The organism is Bacillus sp. FS02, from assembly GCF_024398395.1.
Classification (GTDB): Bacteria; Bacillota; Bacilli; order Bacillales; family Bacillaceae; genus Bacillus; species Bacillus altitudinis.
This window is the reverse complement of sequence record NZ_CP074101.1, coordinates 2,132,729-2,152,101: the sequence shown is the minus strand read 5'-3', so window position 1 is coordinate 2,152,101 and position 19,373 is coordinate 2,132,729. Positions and strand designations below refer to the sequence as shown.

Here is a 19,373-nt window from a genome sequence, read left to right as displayed (position 1 = left end):
CCCCCTTTATCCGTTCACTAACTGTTCAGCAGATTTTAAAACCTCAGCACCATTACATACGCCATAATGCACGGTATTAATCACGTCTACTGGAATTCCTTTGTCTTCTCCGAGTTTTTTCATTTGCGGTAATAAATAACGAACTTGAGGTCCTAATAAAAGCACATCGGCTTGATCAATATGATTTTTTGCAGCATCTCCAGATACTGCCCAAATACGATAGTCTTTTCCTTGTTCTTGTGCACTTTTCTCCATTTTTGTGACAAGTAAGCTTGTTGACATACCTGCTGCACAAACTAATAAAATGTTCATTGTAAACGCCCCCTTTTTGAAGTATGAAGCTTTTCTTTACACATTCATCATATTATGAAACCGCTTTCATAAACACCCATACTTTTTCCTTTAGGAAGCGGAAAAAGTTAATATCACACCATTAGTTCTTGTACGAAGGCGCTTTTTTATCCATGACATCCAGCATGTCTTCAAAGGTGTCACAGGTGATGAGGTGCTGAATAAATTTCACATGATGGACAAGCTCTCCAAGCAGACGGTACATGCCTTTTAAGTCTTTGGCGTTCTCTTTTTCGACACAAAGCAAGCAGACAAATTGAACTTTTTTCTCTCCCCAAATAATCGGTTTTTCTAATGTACAGATCGCCCAAAACGTCTCTTCTGTTAGCGGGGTCATCGGATGTGGAATCGCTGTATAATGCCCAAATGAAGTTGGTGCAGACTCTTCTCTTTCCATCACAGATTGTGTAAGTTCTGCTGGCGCTAAGCCCATGTCAATGACCTTTTGCGTGAGAAAGTGTATGACCTCTTCCTTTGTTTGAAAGGCGCATTTTGTAAAGACCAATTCCTTTTTCATATATTGCGTGGCTAATGTCACTCTTGTTTCACTTGTCAAAGCTTCTTCTATTTTTAAAAAATCACTGCCTCCTAAAATCGTGTTCACTTGAATGACAGGAATCGGTAAATCCATATGAATGGGAATGGTCGTAATAATTAAATCCAATGCATGTAAAGAGACATGCGGAAGGGAATAAAGCTCTGCTGTGCCTAAAATGGTCAGCTTCGACCCAAATTGTGACCGCAAACGATCTTGAAGTAGCCTTGCACTCCCTGCACCAGACGCACAGACAATCAGGCATCGCTTCGGTGGTATCTCCATTTTCCTGCGCTCTAAGGCCGCACCAAAATGAAGTGCCATATAGCCGATCTCATTTTCATGAATGGACAAACCTGTCTCTTCTTCAATAACCCTGCTCGCCACAATCCCTGCTTCAAAGGCAATTGGATAGCCCGCTTTGATCTCATCTAGCATTGGATTTCTTAAATTCATTCCATACTTACACCGATTGATCGCTGGCTTTAAGTGCAAACTGAGGCCAATCAGCAATTCCGCATCTCCCGCTAAATCCAGCTGCAATTTTTGATCAATGGCTTTCAGCATCAGTTGAACAAGACGGCTCGTGTCATCATCCACAATTTGTTTTTGACCGCCCGTTGAAAAAGACTGTACCATTTTGGCTGTTCCTAGCAAATGGATGGCGATATAAACGATTTCCTCTTGTGGAAATGAGACATCCAGCAGCCCTTCAAGACGCTCAACCATTTTTTTGGCTACCTTGTATTCTTTTGCCCTTGGGATTTCGTTGATTTCTTCAGGCAGCACAGATACATAGTTTCCGTGTCTAATCCGTTTACAGGCAATAGCAATATGAACAATTAAATTATTCATGCAAATGTCTGATAGATTCATTTTTTCCTCGTTGATATAATCAATCATGGTTCTCTGAATCAATTCCAGCTCATGTTTTGACAAAATCGTAACCGCCGTGTCCAGCATTGTTTGATAGGAACGCCGTTCATTGAATAAATATTCTGACATGCAATAACGGATTTTCATCTCAGATCCTTTAATCCGGCAGCCTTTATTCGGCTTTGCTTCCAGCTTCAGATCAAAGGGTTCGAGCTTACGTTTGACCCATTTCATGTCATTACTCATCGTCGATTTACTAATAAACAGCTGCTCCTGTAAGTCTTCCAGCTTCACATATGATTCCGCTAGAAGCAGCTTTTTCAAAATAAATCGAACTCGTTCTTCTGGAAGAACAGCAAGCGGTTCTTCCTGTTCGACTTCTTCCTTCATAAAACGGCGAAAGGCATTCTCATCGTTGATCAACAGCTCATAGCCAGCGCCTCTAACAGCTGATACAGCTGCTTGATAAGGGGCTAGACGCTCATTCAGTTCCTTGATGTCTGTTCGGATGGTGCGGCTTGTCACTTGTAAACTGACAGAAAGCGCTGCGCTCGTGAGAGGAGTCTCAGCTGCCATCAGCTGACTTAAAATGTGCGCCAGTCTTTTACTCAGCATTAGATCGGCCTCCTTCATTTAGGGTGGAGAATCTGCCTTGTTTGGACAGGTTGTATACGCTTACAGTTCTCTTCATTACTCATATTCTACTGAAAAGAAATAAAAATTGCCAACTCATTTATATGACAAACGCCCCTATTTATACAACCAACCATATCTAATGACCTATGAATCTTCTTCTAAGATGCTGTTGTGGAAATCATGAAAAAAGCGTTACACCTCCGTGTATCCGCCTTTTTCTTATGAGGAAATCAGTTGTGTAAAGACAACCAATCTTTTTTCATGTGTACCGGCTGCATGATCAAAAGTTCCCGTACATGTGATGAAATTGAGATTCCGTGTAAAGGCGTACCCGAAAAAAGCATTTGGTTTCTCTTCGCGCGGATAGCTTTTCACCTTGAGAACCTCAAAGGTTCGCTTTTCCCCTGACGAGGATGTCACAATGACTTTGTCTCCCTTTTTTAGCTCCTTTAGTCGATAAAAAACAGCTGGACCCCATTTATTATCAACATGACCATTTATGACAGCATTCCCTTTATCACCAGGCTTCGGACCATCTTTAAACCAAGCTGTGTGATCTGTATTTTGTGGAACACCCATACTGCCATCCTTTGATAAAGTCGTTTTCTCCACTTTTGCTTGGACATCAATCGCTGGAATGGAGATGTCAGCGGGAACAATACCCGATGGCTCATCTTTTAACGTGTCGTGTGAATGAGATTGATTCTTGGCTTGTTTTGCTGTCATTGGCTCAGGAGATGATGCAGTTTCAGAGGATGACTTTTCATCTATTGATTGGGATGCGCAGCCCGTGATGATGAGAAGCGTAAGAATACTAAACAGCCATCTTTTCACGCAAGTCGACCTCCTTTTGAAGAAAGGAACGGCACGATTGTGCACGTTCCCTCTTGTCTTGACGCCTGCTTAATTTGATGGTTTACGGCGAATGAGGAAGAACGCGCCCACTGCACCTCCGGCTAAGATGAGACTTGCCATCATCCCAGCAAATGCTTCATATGACATACCTAATGGACCGGCTGTGCCTCCCATACCTGTTTTCGGCATCTCATTTGGCATGTTGGATTTGAATAATTCAGGATGCTGATCGACAATAGCTGATGCGACATCTTGACCAACCATGAACATATGGCCGTATGCTTCTCTGACAGTCGGGTACAGCTGATCATATTCACCATGATGATAAGACGTGTACGTTTTGATGAGCTCATCAATATGCGTTTTCAACCCAGCTTCTAAGTCAGCCGCCTTCAATCGTCCATCTGTCGCTTGATCTAAAAATTTTGCTTGTTTCATACGGTAAGCATCTAAATCTTTGACAGCCTTTTCTTTTGCTTGCTCGTCTCCTGATGCATCTGCTTTAACATAATCAACTAAATATCCGATATGACTTGACCAGATCGTTTTAAATTGTTTTCCTGCATCTTTTCCATAAACAGAAGCGATCGCATCTGATAAATCATTTGTATTTTCATTTAAGGCTGCTGCCGCTTGGTCAAAGTCCTTGCTGCCATCATTCCCTTTTTGCATAGCCACTACCGCGAGTGCCAAATGCTCTGAGAACAAGTAGTTTAAATCCTCACGAAGATCTGCGGCTGGAGTATCCACTGATTTTTGATCAAATTTCCCAGGAAATTGATCTGTAATCGCCCATGATACGCCTTTACCTACTTCAAACATATGATGAATGGATTTTCTGACCGTTTCATAGGTTGTATCAAAATCCTTTTCTGTGTAACTGTCAAAAGCTTTTAGCAGTTCATTGACGTGCATTTTTAAACCTTCTTCAAGTTCACTTGCTTTCAATCTTCCATCCGTTGCTTTATCAAGCATATCAGCTTGTTTCATGCGGTATTGATCAAGCTCTTTGACCGCTTTCTTTTTACCTGCTTCATCTTTTTTCGCTGTTGCTTGTACATAGTCAACAAAGTAACCGATATGGCTTGACCAAATCTCTTTGAATTGTTTCCCTGCTTTTTTTCCATACACAGAGGTGATCGCATCCGATAGATCATTCGTGTTTTCATTTAACGCTGCGGCTGCTTGATCAAAATCTTTACTGCCGTCAATTCCCTTTTGCATCGTGATCACTGCTAAATAAGCATGCTCTGAGAACAGCTGATCAAGCGCTGCGCGAAGATCCGTTGCTTTATTTGACACCTCTTGTGATGATGACGACTTTTTTGCATCCCCATGCATATGTCCTTCGTGTGCACTTGCCATTTGAGCAGTTGGTAATAATAATGCTGCACTAAGCGGGATCGTTAAAAATGCTTTTTTCATTTTCATCTGTTTTGCCTCCTCTTTCCGTTTGTTATGTACTTAACGGAGAGAGAAGTGAAATGGATCATTCACACAGCATATTTTTTTGTTTCATTCATTTCATAAAAAAAAGCCGGATTACCCGGCTGATACGTTACGACTTTTGGATGCTTTTCGTTCTTTGTATATTTTCCTCACCACTGGATAAATCACTGGTGCCCATTTGACAATTTGTTTCAGCCACTTTTTCATTTTCTCCCGCGCCTCCTTATTGTCATTCTTACAAGACGATTCCCGATCTTGTCATGAAATAAACAGGTGCGGGAGAGCAGGAGTTAAATGACGCCTTGTGCGATCATGGCATCTGCCACTTTGCGAAATCCTGCAATATTTGCGCCTACCATTAAGTTTCCAGCGTATCCGTATTCTTCAGCTGTCTCAGTACACTGACGATAAATCGACTGCATCATTTGTTTCAACTGACCATCTACTTCTTCAAAAGTCCAAGACATTCTCGCACTGTTTTGCGCCATTTCTAACGCCGAAACACCCACTCCCCCAGCATTTGCTGCTTTTGCTGGTGCAAACAAAATATCATGTTGTTCAAATACTTTGACGGCCTCAAGTGTGGACGGCATATTGGCCCCTTCTCCTACAGCGATGACACCGTTTGCCACTAGCTGCTGTGCTTGCGACTCTGAAATTTCATTTTGGGTCGCACATGGCAGCGCAATGTCACAAGGGAGAGACCAAATTTGTTCGCAATCTTCAATCAATTCAGCATGCGGGTGAATGTCTATGTAGGCACTAATTCTCTGGTTATCGACTTCCTTCAGCTGCTTCACTGTCTCAAGTGAAATGCCTTGAGGGTCGTAAATGGCTCCGCTTGAATCACTACAAGCCACAACCTTTCCGCCTAATTCCAATACTTTTTCCATCGCATAAATCGATACATTTCCTGACCCAGACACAACAACAGATCGTCCTTCAAATTGCATTCCGTGGGCTTTTAACATTTCTTCCATAAAGTACACCAGTCCATAGCCGGTCGCTTCTTTTCTCGCTAAGCTGCCTCCAAAACCAGGACTTTTTCCTGTCAGGACACCGGCTTCATACGCACCACGCATTTTTTTGTACTGGCCGAACATATAGCCAATTTCGCGTGCACCTACACCAATATCTCCTGCCGGTACATCTTGATCAGGTCCAATATAACGACTGAGTTCACTCATAAAACTTTGAACAAAACGCATGATTTCTCCATCAGATTTCCCTTTAGGGTCAAAATCTGATCCACCTTTTCCTCCGCCGATCGGCAAACCTGTCAGTGCGTTTTTAAAGATTTGTTCAAACCCTAAAAACTTGATGATGCTGGCATTGACCGATGGGTGAAACCGAATGCCCCCCTTATAAGGACCGATGGCACTATTAAATTGAACCCTGAATCCTCTGTTCACCTGTACTTTGCCTTCATCGTCTACCCACGGTACACGAAACATCACAAACCGCTCAGGCTCAATTAAGCGTTCTAAGATCCCCTGTTTTTCATACTCTGGGTGTTTTGCAAAAACCGGGACGAGGGATTCCAGAATTTCTTTTACGGCTTGTTGGAATTCCGCCTCGCCTGGATTCCGTTTTTCTACATCCTCTAGCACACGGTGGATGTAGCTTTGTGCTGTTTGTGCTGCTCGATCTAAGGTCAACATGTCTCATCTGCCTCCTTGTCAATATCTCACTCTTTGGTTGTTAGATTTTCTAACGCATATTGAGATTAATTTAACACCATTTGTAAAAACTGATCAATATTGATAACAGATGAAAACGATGCCGAAATGAGATAGATTAAGCAGAATCACCTTCCGTCATGAAAATGACGCGCTCAAAGAATGACTATCGTGCTAGAAATGACGAACTGGACGTTCAACATCCCGCTTTCTTTGACACATTCATGAAACTTTCACTTTTTCTAGATGATGATCATTCAAAAAAAAGGTCAAAAGTTTTACAACGTCTTTCAATTTTTTCTGAGCTTTTCTCCTCTTTTACGATCAGGTAAGACAACACACAGCCAATATAAAATAGAAGAAGATGGGAAGTTGATTAATCCAATGATGCCCCAGAACCATTTATAACGCCCTCTTTTCTTAGCATCCATAAATAAGAGAAATCCTTGTGCAAACAGTAACGGTAATGCGCACAATAAGATGATCATTTCCGTATGACTCATAAGGAGGACCCTCCTTTAATATGTTGATATTCCTTGATGCCGACAACCACACAGAGCGGCACACTCACCACTTGGAGAAGAATGAAGATGATGGGCAAATGAGTAATGGCAGCTGCAAAAAGTGTCATGATGGTCAGACTGACGATGATGTACGCCAGCACTTCTTGTTTAAAACGTTTTTTCTCTTTTTCCTTTGCCTGCTTTAGCATCAACATCAAAGCTTGTTCACTCGGCTTTTCTACTTCGATTTGTTCATCGAGCTCCTGCAGCTCCTCTTTTAAACGATCGGCGAAACGATCTTCTTTCATCAGTCCCACTCCTTTCGAATTTTCTTGATCCCATGATGAACCCTCGATTTCACCGTACCTTCTCTCACCCCGAGCATCGAAGCGATTTCAGGGTAAGTAAAGCCATAATAGTAATGGAGAAGGATCGGTGCTCTCTCCTGAGCCTTTAACTCATTTAAAGCATCCCACATGTCATGCCAAGTATGGCCTTTTTGCTGAACATCCCATTTGAACCGGCGGATGGCTTCTTGATTCGCCTTTCCTTCTCTCGTTTGTTCACGTTTTCTTTTCTTTTGATGATCTAAAAATTGTCTAGATGCAATGGACATGAGCCATGTTGAAAATAATGAATCTCCTCTAAAAGAAGAAAGTTTCATGTACGCTTTGAGCATCGTTTCTTGCATGATCTCCTCTGTCAGCTCTTGTTGAAGGGTCAATTTCATCAAATAACGGTAAAGAAACGAATAATGATGCCGATAAAGGGCGGTAAATGCGGCATCATCCCCCTGTTTTGCCCGCTTGATCCATAAAGTCTCCTCGGTCTGCTCCAAACACGTCCCTCCTTCCTTTCTATCTCTTATTGATTAGACGACACCGGTGATCGCATCGTTTAAAATAGACCTTCTTTTTTTAAATTGGAGCCTTTTCTACCTACTGTTTAGCGCATGGATCTATTTGATATCCAATTTTTTCTTATGTAATGATTATGACATGTCTTTGTCTCTAACAAAATGACGCTTTCGTAATCATCTTGATTTTCCTTGAAAAAAAGAACGTCCTTTTCATAATCACTAGGTTACCCCAATACCTATCGTCAATGATCCTTGTCTCATGTAGATAAATTGAAATAATCATTGCCTTAGTTTCCTTGAAAATCGTGGAATACTTCGTTCCAATTCTTAGCCGATGATACCTTTTTGCGTGCTATGCTCTTCCTACATTCCGAAAGAGGCGATGCTGGCGAAGGAAGGAGGAGCGGTTGAATCGCAGCTTATTTTGGAAACGTTTACATTAAAACAAAATAGAGAATGGAGATGTTCATGTTGAAGAAAAAAGTTCCAATGTTAGCTGGTGTGTTAGCGGTTGGTCTCGTGACTTCATTATTTGCGCCAAATGGGGAGGCAAAAGCAGCAACGAAATATCCAGAAAGCCCTTCGATTATGGCCAATTTTAATCAGCAAGGATTCTCCACATTAAATGGCGGTACAACAGGCGGTGAAGGCGGTAAAACGGTGACGGTGAAAACCGGAAATGAACTATTAGCTGCCCTCAAAAGCAAAGGAACAAATGAAAAATTGAAAATCGTGGTAGACGGAACCATTACTCCTTCTAATACTTCAGCCAATAAAATTGATGTGAAAGATACAAACAATGTCTCCATCGTCGGTAAAGGGACAAACGGCGAATTTAACGGGATTGGTATTAAAGTATGGCGCGCCAATAACGTCATCATCCGCAACCTCAAAATCCATCACAGCAAAATCGGTGATAAAGATGCCATCGGAATCGAAGGTGCCTCTAAAAACGTATGGGTCGACCATAATGAACTCTACAACACTTTAAACTCTGATAAAGATGACTATGATGGGTTATTCGATGTGAAAAATGACTCTGATTACATTACGTTCTCATGGAACTATGTCCATGACAGCTGGAAAACGATGCTGATGGGCAGCTCCGATAACGATAACTACAACAGAAAAATCACGTTCCACAACAACCGTTTTGAAAACTTGAACTCTCGTGTACCGTCTATGCGCTACGGAGAAGGTCATGTGTATAACAACTACTACAAAGGCATCCATACAACTGCGATTAACTCTCGTATGGGCGCAAAAATGAGAATTGAGCACAACGTATTTGAAAATACAAACAATGCCATTGGCAGCTGGGACAGCCGTCAAGTCGGTACATGGCATGTCATCAACAACTCATATATTAACAGCACAGGTAGCCTGCCAACGTCTTCAACAGGTACGTACAACCCTCCTTATAACTACTCTTTGCTTAACGTGAACAATGTGAAATCAGAAGTTGTATCAAATGCGGGTGTAGGAAAAGTAAATCCTTAAGCTCAAAAAAACGTTCGGGCAGAAATCTTCTTTCCGAACGTTCTTGTCGTTCAATTTTTACACGACCGAAAATGGACGATCCATTTCATACAGCTTTTGATAACGCACATTTTCTTTCAGCAAATCATGATGGTGCCCTTCCATCTCAATACGTCCACCTTCAATAAACATCATACGGTCACATGCCTCACAGCCAGTGAGATGATGGGTGATCCAAATGACTGTTTTTCCTTTTAACACACGGAAGATTGTTTCAAGCAATTCACGCTCTGTGCGTGGATCAAGCCCGACGGTTGGCTCATCTAATACAACAATCGGTGTGTTTTGCAGCAAAATCCGTGCTAGAGCCATACGCTGTCTTTCTCCACCAGAGAAACGAACCCCTGTCTCTTGTACACCTGTGTGATAACCTTCTGGCAAAGACTCAATGTAATCGTGCAGCTGCACTTGCTGCGCGGCTTCTTTTACTTGCTCTTCTGTCGCTTCTGGAGAACCTAAGCGAATGTTGTTTAAAACAGACGTATCGAATAAATAGGGCTGTTGATTGAGCACAGACACATAAGAGGATATCTCCTCTTGAATGCTTTGTACCGGTTTCCCCTGAATGCTGACAACCCCTTGATTTGGCACGACTGCCCCTTCTAACAGTTTTAAAATGGTCGATTTGCCTGCACCGCTTTTTCCTAAAAGAGCGAGCGATTCACCTTGCTTCATGGAAAACGAAAAATGCTTTAGTACATGTTGATCTACTTCATATCCGAAGGTGACTTGATCAAAACAGACCGCTTCAACGCCATCAGAGACGGGTGTCTCGTCTGCTGCCTTCCTCTCCACTAATCCTTCATACGACTGCTCTTCATAATGATTTAATCTGCTGACGGCATGCTGATAAACAGGAATATCGCCTGCTGCATCTGACAGTGGAAGAAAGGCTTCTGTTAATGGAAACAGCACAAGCACAAAGGCTGCGATGAGCGTGTGCGGCATAGAACCAGCCTGAACGACTGAGCCGCTCCAATACACGACAAGGACGACTGCTCCTCCAATGACTAGCTGTGCTAAAAATTGGCGCAGACGGATAAACCGGTGCTTTGCCGATTCGAGTGCTAATAGCTTTGCTTCTTTTCGTTCATAGCCCTCAACAAAATCGTTCTGTCTGCCGCTAAACAACCAGTCACTCACGCCCATGACAGCATCTGTTAAATGGCTGTACAGTTCATTTCTGCCTTTCTTCATTTGAATTTGTCGCGCCCGGTTCACAAGTACTGTGATGTATGGGAATACAAATACGAGCAGCGCCATATAAAGCAGCATCAACCCGGCAAAAGGCCATGAGAAAAGCCCAAGTGCTCCAATCGAAGCGGCATATAAAAGCAGCGCACCGATGGATGGAAAAATTGTTTTTAAATACGCATCCTGTAATCTCTCCACATCTTCTGATAACAGCCCAAGCATTTCACCTGTTCCAAGCTTCGTCTGTTTGGCACTTCGTTCAGCCATGTCATAAAGACGTACCCGCATTTTTTCAATCATCGTCAAAATGAGCTGATGACTCGCTAGTCTCTCTGCATAACGAGCAGCTGAGCGTGAAATACCAAAGGTACGTACTGCCACGATGGGGACATAGACCATCAAGATATTCTCAGGTCTTGTGGCAGCTTTTGAAATGAGGAACCCTGACGTATACATGAGCATAGAAGCAGAAAACACCGCAATCGCCCCTAAAAAAAGCACCAAGGCAAACAGCTTTTGATTCTCCTTGATATAAGGTATAAACCAGCCTTTACTGACCATGTGTGACCGCCCCCATTTGTTCCTGTACCAATTGATAGTACACACCTTTTCTTTCCATTAATGATTCATGAGTCCCCATCTCTGCAATCGTCCCATGATCCATCACAATGATTTCATCCATATCCGTCATCCAATGAAGTCTGTGTGTGGCTAAAAACACAAGTTTATTTTCAAACAATGGAAGCATTGTTTTCTTTAATTCATACTCTGTCTCAATATCCAGATGAGCCGTTGGTTCATCTAACAGCATAATGGATCGCTGGCCGAGCACTGTGCGAGCGAGTGCAATCCGCTGCGCTTGTCCGCCGCTCAGTCCTCTGCCCTGTTCGCCAATGACCTCATCCAGTCCATTGGGGAGTTCCGCTACGAGATGAGACAAACCTGCCTCTTCCACCGCTCTTTCGACGTCTTCATCGGTTGCATTCGGTTCATAAAAACGAATATTTTCTCTCAGTGTCATGTGAAATAAATAAGGATGCTGCGGCATATAAACGACTTCTTTTTGCCATGCCGCCAGCTGTAAATGAGCAAGCGGCTTTCCGTTTAGGATGATTTCACCTGCAGACGGTTCAACAAAACCGCCGAGAACATCCGTTAACGTCGATTTCCCCGAACCACTGGCACCGATGATCCCAATTTTTTTCTTTCCTTTCACAGTGAGGTCCACATCCTGAATCGAATATGGTGCATGCTCATCATGCAAGACACTGACATCTTGCAGTGTGAGCTCAGATTGCTCATTCCACTCGTTCAGCTGCACGGATTGTGTCTCCTGCTCTCGGAAGCCCTTTTCCTCTAAAATCACTTGAATCGCCTCATTCGCTTCTTTACCGTTTAACGTCGCATGATAATCATTCCCCACTTCACGGACTGGCAAAAAATATTCTGGCGCAAGCATTAGTGCGGTCAAAGCGGGCAATAACAAAAGATCTCCTTCAATTAAGCGCAAGCCGAGAAATACAGCGACAGTCGCAATGGACAGCATAGAAAAGAAATCGAGAGCAAAAGATGAAAGAAAGGCGACTTTCAGTGTGCTCATCGTCGCCTTTCGATAACGCTTTGAGACCTCTGCAATATTGCGAGAATGCTTTTTGCTAATCCCTAAGTAGCGAAGCGTTTCAAGGCCACGGAGAGAATCAGTAAAATGATTGGATAATTTCTCATACGATCTCCATTGTTTGGCCGCTTTACGCTGAGCGACAAGTCCTAGCAAAATCATAAAAACAATTAAAATTGGCAGCGTGACAATGAGAATGACAGCAGATGTTTCATCTAATGTCCAAACATAGACAAGCACCATCACCGGAATAACTGCCATGTTCACCATTTTCGGCAAAAACAGCTGTAAATACTGACGATATTGGGCAATGCCCTCCATCGCCAATGTCACAAGCTTTCCTGTTCCTTTTTTCTTCGTGAAAGCTGGCCCTAAACGGAACAGCTGGTCCAACAGCTGCTTTCTGACGTCTGCTCCAATTCGGGAAGAATAGGTGAACATGACCTTCTCCCGCATCAAGGTGAGACCGTGCCGCACCAGAAAGGCAGCAAGAAACAGCAAGACATAAGGTGTTGCCTGCATGAGGCTCTTCCCGTCAAACAGCGTTGTTATGGCATGTGCCAGCCACTGTGCTTGAAAAATAATACTTGCTCCTTGGATGATTGACACAATACCTAAGAGGGCAAGAAGCCCCCTCATTCCTTTTAGTTGAAGCAAACGTTTATCCATTAGTAGGTCATTGGCTCCTTACCGCTTACACGTTTACGGAAGACATAGTAGCTCCAGATTTGATACCCAAGCACAAAAGGCAGCAAAGAAATGGCAACAATCGTCATGACCGTCAGTGAATAAGATCCTGATGCAGCGTTTTGAATGGTGAGGTCGAATGCATGGTTGATCGAACTAATCATGACACGCGGGAATAATGCTGTGAAAAGCATGGTCACGGTCACCATAATACCTGCACCTGTGAATAAAAATGTCCAGCCATCACGCTCTTTTCTCATAAAGAATAGAGCCGCTACATAACAAACCACAATGAGTACAGTTAAAGGGATTGTGATGATCGGACGTACGGTATAAATGTCTGTTTCAAGAATAGACACACCAACAAATAGAACAAGAACTGGTAGTGCAATCAATAAAACACGCTGGCCGAGCTTTCTTGCACGATTTCTTAAATCACCCTCAGTGCGGAGTGTGACGAAAATCAATCCATGCAGAAGGCAAAGAACCGTCACGGCTACCCCGCCGATCACTGAATAAAGATTCACAAAGTCTGTAAATCCAGCGTACATATTCATGCTTTGATCAATGGGCATTCCTCGTAAAATACTTGTGAATAGCACGCCGAGTAAAAATGGCGGAAGCAGGCTGCCAAAGAAGATCACCCAGTCCCACGTTTTGATCCATGAAGCCTTCTCGACCTTCCCTCTAAATTCAAAGGCGACCCCCCGCCCAATGAGTGCTAGCAGGAGAACCGTAAACGGAATATAGTATCCGCTGAACATCGTAGCGTACCAGTGAGGAAAAGCGGCGAAAATAGCTCCGCCTGCTGTAATCAACCAGACCTCATTCGCATCCCAGAAAGGGCCAATCGTATTGATTAAAATGCGGCGCTCGTGTGCATCTTTTCCAAGAAGCTGCATGGACATCCCGACACCAAAATCAAATCCTTCTAAGAAGAAAAATCCAACAAACAGTACTGCGACAAGAATAAACCAAATCTCGTTAAGATATGCCATGATATGCGCCTCCATCAAATGGATCTGTAGACAGGTCCGTTTCATCCTTTTGATCTGTATTCTCTTCAGAATGTGCACCTTTTTTAATTTCTCGAATGAATAAGTAGGCAAGCACGATGGCAAGAATCAGATAAATGGTCGTAAAGCTAATGACTGAGAATAGCAACATGCCGTACGATACGTTTGGTGAAATGGATTGTGCGGTTGTCATCATACCAAAGACTGTCCACGGCTGACGCCCAATTTCCGTCATGATCCAACCAGCTGAGTTTGCAATAAACGGGAACGCAATCATCCATACCATGAAGCGTAAATACCATTTGTTTGATTCTAGTTTTTTTCTAAAGCTCAAATACAAACCAATCATACTAGCAAAAATCATCAACATGCCGGCACCCACCATGATTCTAAAGCTCCAGAAGGTTGTTTTGACTGGAGGAATGTAATCTCCAGGACCAAACTTGGCTTCATATTCTTTTTGAAGGGTCAGCATGCCTGGCACATCTCCACTAAACTTCGAATAAGCCAAGTAACTTAAAGCAAACGGAATATTGATCTCCGCAGAGTTTTCTTTTTTATCTGTGTCAATGTTGGCAAATAGTGTCCAAGCCGCTGGATCTCCACTATCCTTCCAAAGGGCTTCACTTGCTGCCATCTTCATCGGCTGTGATTCCATTAAGTGCTTTGCTTGATCATGTCCAGAGAACGCCACACCTAAGCCAGAAATGAAAGCAAGCACCATGGCAATCTGAAAAGATTTTTTGAAAAAGGTCACTTCTTGTTTTTTGATCATTTTATAGGCACTGACACCCGCGATAAAGAAAGCACCGGTTGCCAATGCACCAAACAGAACGTGCGGGAACTCTACCCAAAGTTGCGGATTTGTCACGAGCGCCCCAAAGTCATTCATTTCTGCACGGCCATTTTTAATCACAAATCCAACTGGCTCCTGCATAAATGAGTTGGCGAGTAAAATCCAAAACGCCGAAAAGATCGTACCAAGAGAAACAAGCCAAATACATAACAAATGAATTTTTTTCGGCAGACGGTCCCAGCCGAATATCCAAAGGCCAATAAAGGTCGATTCAAGGAAAAAGGCCAATAGCGCTTCAATGGCAAGCGGTGCACCAAAGACATCACCGACAAACCTTGAATAATCAGACCAGTTCATCCCAAACTGGAATTCTTGCAGAATCCCTGTCACCACACCTACTGCAAAGTTAATTAAGAAAAGGTGACCCCAAAATTTCGCCATCTTTTTATAAATCTCTTTTTTCTTGACGACATAAAGGGTTTGCATCAATGCCACGATAAATACCAAACCTATAGACATAGGAACAAAAATAAAATGAAATAATGTCGTTGAGGCAAATTGAAATCTTGCTAAAAACAGCTCACTCACAGCCTTACATCCTCCCTTACTTTCGCATGCCGAATGATTCGAGATATTTATGCTCACCATTTCACAAAAAGTTCACTATTTGTTCAATGATTCACAAATGAAAGTCCATTTGATATAGTTCACTCGGTGAAATTTTACTCTTGATTTTCATTCGGTTAGTTATTTATACCTGTACTTTACACCCATGCGCTTCAAAAATAAAGTAAATTTTACCTAAAATTTGGATAGGATTGTGTCAGTTGTTTGAATACTTTGTCAAAAATATGTGACGGAAAGAGACAATCACAAAAAAAATAGCGCTGCTTCTTCGCTGCAGCGCTTTTGAATATTTAGGCTTTTTTCTGTAAAGCGGGTCTTGTGACTTGCACTTCATAGTACGTAATTTTGTTTTTTAACAGGCCTTCAGGTTTCGCCTTTCCATGAGCGTGCGCATCACCAAATGCCTGAGATTTTGTCCAATTCACAAAGTCTTCTTTTCGATTCCAGCGGGTGTGAATGGTCACTTCATCGTAATCAGTTGTCTGTTGAGTGACCCATACTTCCATTCCTAAAAAGCCTTCCATAAATTCTACTTGTCCCTGCTTGTTAAACCGTTTAACAAGGTGGTCTGCACTGCCTTTTTCTACTCTTACTTGGTTGTTTACAATAATCATGTTTGGTTCATCTCCCTTTTGTTGTTGAATGGAGGCAATGGGGATAATGAGCGGATGCGGTCCGTCTAAGTGAACCTCCGCCTGAATCCCAAAAACCTCCTTGAAAAAGTCTTCTGTTAACACTTCATTTGGTGAGCCAATTTGATGCACCTGACCTCGCTTCATAGCAATGAGACGGTCACAATATTTTGCGGCCTGCTGCAAGTCATGGAGAACCATTAAAATGGTGATGCCATGTGTTTGATTCAGCTGTTTGAGCAGCTCCAGTAATTCAAGCTGATGCGCAATGTCTAAATAAGTGGTTGGCTCATCCAGAATGATAGTCTCTGTCTTCTGAGCCAGTGCCATTGCAATATATGCCTTTTGTCTTTCTCCGCCTGATAATGTATGGAGCATTCTGTTTTCATTCATGCGGCTATTCGTCACCTCAAGCGCCCACTCAATCGCTTCATGATCTGACGTACTGCTTTTTTTCCAGATGGAACGGTGCGGACTGCGTCCAAGTGCGACCAGCTCACGTACTGTCATCGATGGGATGGCGGTTCTCGTTTGCATGAGAACCGCCACCTCCTTGGCGATCTCCTGTGCCGTCATCTCTTTTTGCGGGATGTCGTGAATGTAAATCATGCCGCTTTCGATTGAGGTCAGTCGTGCGGCCGCTTTGATAAAAGTCGACTTACCTGACCCATTCGGGCCAATGATTCCGGTCACACTCCCTTTAGGAACAGCTGCTGAAATGGAAGACAGCCGAAAGCCGCCTTGACTGAGACTCACGTCATCCATTGCAATGACATCCATCTTAACCCCTCCCTTTCTTTTTTAATAAATAGAGGAAGAAAGGTGCACCGATGCAGGCAAGCAAGATCCCTACAGGCAATTCAACCGGTGTAAACCAGACCCGTGCCGCTGTATCGGCAAAGACCACAAGCACGCCCCCTCCAAGCATTGAAATCGGTAGCAAATACCGGTAGTCATCTCCGATTAAAAGACGGATAAAATGGGGTACAACAAGCCCGACAAAACCGATTAAACCGCTGACACTGACAGCTGCTCCAGCTAAAAGAGCGGCCAGCGCAATGAGAAAAAATCGAGTCCGCTCTACTCGAAGGCCCAATAGCTGAGCCGATTCATCGCCAAGCAAAAGGAGATTGGACGGTTTAATGGCGAAAAAACAAAGACATAATCCAGCCAGCGCATATGGCGACACAAAGCTAAGATGATGCCAGCTCCGTCCGTTTAATCCCCCTGATAGAAAAGGCAAAACAGCCTGCACACGCTCACTGTAAAGCACCATAAATCCATTCATCACCGCACCGAGCAAGGCATTGACGGCAACACCTGCCAAGATCAATTTAAGCGGTGAAACCCCTTGATCAAATGACAGCATATACACGACAAGAGCTGCTAATAAGGCGCCCAGAAAAGCGGCTGCCGGAAGCAAATACGTGAATTGTGGAAGAACAATCATGCTGAGTACAGCAGCTAACCCGCCGCCCGCAGTCACACCAATGATCCCAGGGTCAGCCAGTGGATTTCGGACAACTCCTTGTAAAATCGCTCCTGATGCTGCGAGACAGGCCCCAACGAGAAAACCAATGAGCACACGCGGCAACCGTAAATCCATGACAATTTTTTCATGAACAGGCAGACCTGATCCCGTGAACACAGCCATTAAATCCGGTAGCGACAATTGGACAGAACCTACCGCAAGTCCTAGACAGACGCCCACACATAAAGAGAGAAACAATCCTGGTAACAGCCATTTTCGTCTTGACTGCCTTTTTTGAAAATCTAGTTCTGCATTCATCTTCATGATGACAATCGCTTCAATTTCTTCTCTAATTCATCGATCGCTCTGATGACTTCTGCGCCTGGATTTGTCCCAAATAGGTCACTTGGTAGAATCTCAACGTGTCCATTTTTGACAGCTGATACATCGTGCCACGCCGCATTTTGCTTCATTTCACTCATAAAGCCTGCTTTGACATCTTCAGGATTGCTGTGTGTCATCAGCAAAATGAGATCTGGATCGGCCTCGATTACCTTTTCTGCATTGATTTGTGCATATTGCGGAAACTTTTCGAGTGCTGGTTCATTTTCAGCAATATTCGCCCCACCAGCGATCCGCAGCAGATCACCGCTTAAAGATTGCGGAAGTGCCGCCATATATGTGCCGGGTGCACCATACACAACGAGCGTCTTTACTTTTTTCTCAGGCTGCTTCACTTGCTTGATCCGCTGATCGATTTGAGCATTGAGCGCTTTGGCCTTTTGCTGCTTTCCAAGTAAATCACCAAATAAAGTAACTTGACGCTGGATGTCCTTCACTGAGTTGGCACTTGTCAAAAGAAGCTGTGAACCAATTCCTTCTATAGTAGAGATATCCTTGCTGTTTAATGATTCATTCCCAAGCACCACATCGGGCTTTAAACTCGTGATCAGCTCGACATCAAATTGATGGGTTGTGCCAATTGATTGTACGGACTTTGCCTTTTGTAGATTGTCTGGCAATTCGGCAGTTGGCCGGCCGACAACCTGGCCACCTAAGGCATAAATGATGCTCATGTCGCCAGTTGACAATGAGACGATTCGTTCAGGTGATTCATGAAACGATAATGTTCTGCCGGCAAAATCCTGAATGTTGAGCGCACCTTGCTTGCTCCCATTCTCGGCCGGCGCCGCCTGGCTGCATCCGCCGAGGAGAAGCACGACGACGAGTCCTGCCCAAATCACATGTAAACATTTCAACCGTCTGTCTCTCCTTTTCTAGTAAACTTTCTTTAGCTTCGCCTGTACCACGAGACGTTTGTTTTTAGGTGCCAGCACATGATCACAGGTCGATAATGTGAGAATCAAGTCATCTGTGGATACGTCTGTTTTCGTTTGATAGATGGACTTCTTACGAACAGCTTGCAAGTAGTGTGCATATTCACCAAGATCCTGAAAATCAGTCTGAATATAATCAAAGTCGACTGTCGTTTCATACACAGCAAAAATCTCTGCTTCATAGCTTTGGTACAGCGTATCGTACTGAAATGTGCGATGATCTTGGAAGAAATCTTTTTTTAAATAGTTTGTGAGACCAGCAAACATAGACCCATCCCTCATCCGGTGACCGTACACCACTGTATTGGGACTTTCATGCAAGACGTCATTACGATAATCCATAAAGATACTGCCTGCCCGTGTGTCATCCCTTACATAATTACGAGTTAAATAGAATGCATTATCGTTTGACTGAACAATTGGATACTGAATCATCGTGTCCTTCATATCAATCCAACCGACAATGTCTTGATTCACCTTTCGCAAATCATCAAATGACTGACGGATTTCTCCAGGTTTTCGCTGTTTCATTCCATCCTCGTGTGTGTAAAGTGTCTGAGCCTTTGCAAGCACCTGACGATTTTGATAATAGCCAAAGAGCTCCAAGCCAATGGCAGTACCGCTATATAGAAAAACACCTAAACAGACGATCGTCAGCATTCGCTGCCCGATCCTTCTCCCTCGTTTCACACTGTCTCACCTGCTTTTTGCAC

General features: G+C 43.4%; 18 protein-coding genes. 1 reads left to right on the top strand and 17 read right to left on the bottom strand.

Annotation, left to right across the window (positions count from 1 at the left end; translation table 11 throughout):
* Positions 1-6 precede the first annotated feature (6 nt).
* From KFQ09_RS10890 to sigY, 9 genes are all read right to left on the bottom strand, one after another.
* The gene (locus tag KFQ09_RS10890; protein WP_007497889.1) at positions 7-312 is read right to left on the bottom strand and encodes a PTS sugar transporter subunit IIB; all 306 of its coding nucleotides are present in this window, start codon (positions 310-312) and stop codon (positions 7-9) included.
* A 121-nt stretch (positions 313-433) separates the two neighbouring features.
* On the bottom strand, positions 434-2,377 hold the full coding sequence (locus KFQ09_RS10885; RefSeq protein WP_255835671.1) for a BglG family transcription antiterminator: 1,944 nt from the start codon (positions 2,375-2,377) through the stop codon (positions 434-436).
* A gap of 240 nt (positions 2,378-2,617) precedes the next feature.
* Entirely contained in the window at positions 2,618-3,232 is a 615-nt protein-coding gene (locus KFQ09_RS10880; RefSeq protein WP_213407079.1) for a class F sortase, read from the bottom strand.
* 69 nt (positions 3,233-3,301) lie between these two features.
* Positions 3,302-4,684 (bottom strand): copper amine oxidase, encoded by a 1,383-nt coding sequence (locus KFQ09_RS10875; RefSeq protein WP_255835669.1) that lies wholly within the window; start codon positions 4,682-4,684, stop codon positions 3,302-3,304.
* A 111-nt stretch (positions 4,685-4,795) separates the two neighbouring features.
* Positions 4,796-4,909 (bottom strand): hypothetical protein, encoded by a 114-nt coding sequence (locus KFQ09_RS10870; RefSeq protein ID WP_008345567.1) that lies wholly within the window; start codon positions 4,907-4,909, stop codon positions 4,796-4,798.
* 83 nt (positions 4,910-4,992) lie between these two features.
* On the bottom strand, positions 4,993-6,363 hold the full coding sequence (gene gdhA, locus KFQ09_RS10865) for an NADP-specific glutamate dehydrogenase (RefSeq protein WP_255835668.1): 1,371 nt from the start codon (positions 6,361-6,363) through the stop codon (positions 4,993-4,995).
* A 308-nt stretch (positions 6,364-6,671) separates the two neighbouring features.
* A complete protein-coding gene (locus tag KFQ09_RS10860; protein WP_035389911.1) occupies positions 6,672-6,884 on the bottom strand; it encodes a hypothetical protein in 213 nt (70 codons plus the stop codon).
* Positions 6,881-7,192: a YxlC family protein gene (locus tag KFQ09_RS10855; RefSeq protein WP_035389913.1), complete on the bottom strand. Its 312-nt coding sequence runs from the start codon at positions 7,190-7,192 to the stop codon at positions 6,881-6,883. Before KFQ09_RS10855 ends, KFQ09_RS10860 begins: the two co-directional genes overlap by 4 nt.
* Positions 7,192-7,722 (bottom strand): RNA polymerase sigma factor SigY, encoded by a 531-nt coding sequence (sigY, locus tag KFQ09_RS10850; protein ID WP_007497895.1) that lies wholly within the window; start codon positions 7,720-7,722, stop codon positions 7,192-7,194. Before sigY ends, KFQ09_RS10855 begins: the two co-directional genes overlap by 1 nt.
* A 489-nt stretch (positions 7,723-8,211) precedes the next feature.
* Between sigY and KFQ09_RS10845 the strand changes: the two genes are divergently transcribed.
* Positions 8,212-9,243: a pectate lyase family protein gene (locus tag KFQ09_RS10845; protein WP_255835667.1), complete on the top strand. Its 1,032-nt coding sequence runs from the start codon at positions 8,212-8,214 to the stop codon at positions 9,241-9,243.
* Positions 9,244-9,300: 57 nt separating this feature from the next.
* On the opposite strand, the gene cydC is transcribed toward KFQ09_RS10845, so the two are convergent.
* The 8 genes from cydC to srtB form a co-directional block, all read right to left on the bottom strand.
* Positions 9,301-11,037 (bottom strand): thiol reductant ABC exporter subunit CydC, encoded by a 1,737-nt coding sequence (gene cydC, locus KFQ09_RS10840; RefSeq protein ID WP_046526781.1) that lies wholly within the window; start codon positions 11,035-11,037, stop codon positions 9,301-9,303.
* Entirely contained in the window at positions 11,027-12,763 is a 1,737-nt protein-coding gene (cydD, locus tag KFQ09_RS10835) for a thiol reductant ABC exporter subunit CydD (protein ID WP_052320540.1), read from the bottom strand. Before cydD ends, cydC begins: the two co-directional genes overlap by 11 nt.
* Entirely contained in the window at positions 12,763-13,779 is a 1,017-nt protein-coding gene (cydB, locus tag KFQ09_RS10830; RefSeq protein ID WP_039963052.1) for a cytochrome d ubiquinol oxidase subunit II, read from the bottom strand. The genes cydD and cydB overlap by 1 nt, the downstream gene beginning before the upstream one ends.
* A complete protein-coding gene (locus tag KFQ09_RS10825) occupies positions 13,766-15,181 on the bottom strand; it encodes a cytochrome ubiquinol oxidase subunit I (RefSeq protein ID WP_008345582.1) in 1,416 nt (471 codons plus the stop codon). The genes cydB and KFQ09_RS10825 overlap by 14 nt, the downstream gene beginning before the upstream one ends.
* A gap of 329 nt (positions 15,182-15,510) precedes the next feature.
* Complete coding sequence (gene isdG / locus KFQ09_RS19485; protein ID WP_060832757.1) at positions 15,511-16,632, bottom strand: heme oxygenase; 1,122 nt, start codon at positions 16,630-16,632, stop codon at positions 15,511-15,513.
* 1 nt (position 16,633) lies between these two features.
* Entirely contained in the window at positions 16,634-17,647 is a 1,014-nt protein-coding gene (locus tag KFQ09_RS10810; RefSeq protein ID WP_007497907.1) for a FecCD family ABC transporter permease, read from the bottom strand.
* The gene (locus tag KFQ09_RS10805; RefSeq protein WP_058337093.1) at positions 17,644-18,582 is read right to left on the bottom strand and encodes an ABC transporter substrate-binding protein; all 939 of its coding nucleotides are present in this window, start codon (positions 18,580-18,582) and stop codon (positions 17,644-17,646) included. Before KFQ09_RS10805 ends, KFQ09_RS10810 begins: the two co-directional genes overlap by 4 nt.
* 18 nt (positions 18,583-18,600) lie before the next feature.
* Complete coding sequence (gene srtB / locus KFQ09_RS10800) at positions 18,601-19,350, bottom strand: class B sortase (RefSeq protein WP_052320544.1); 750 nt, start codon at positions 19,348-19,350, stop codon at positions 18,601-18,603.
* Between the last annotated feature and the right edge of the window lie 23 nt (positions 19,351-19,373).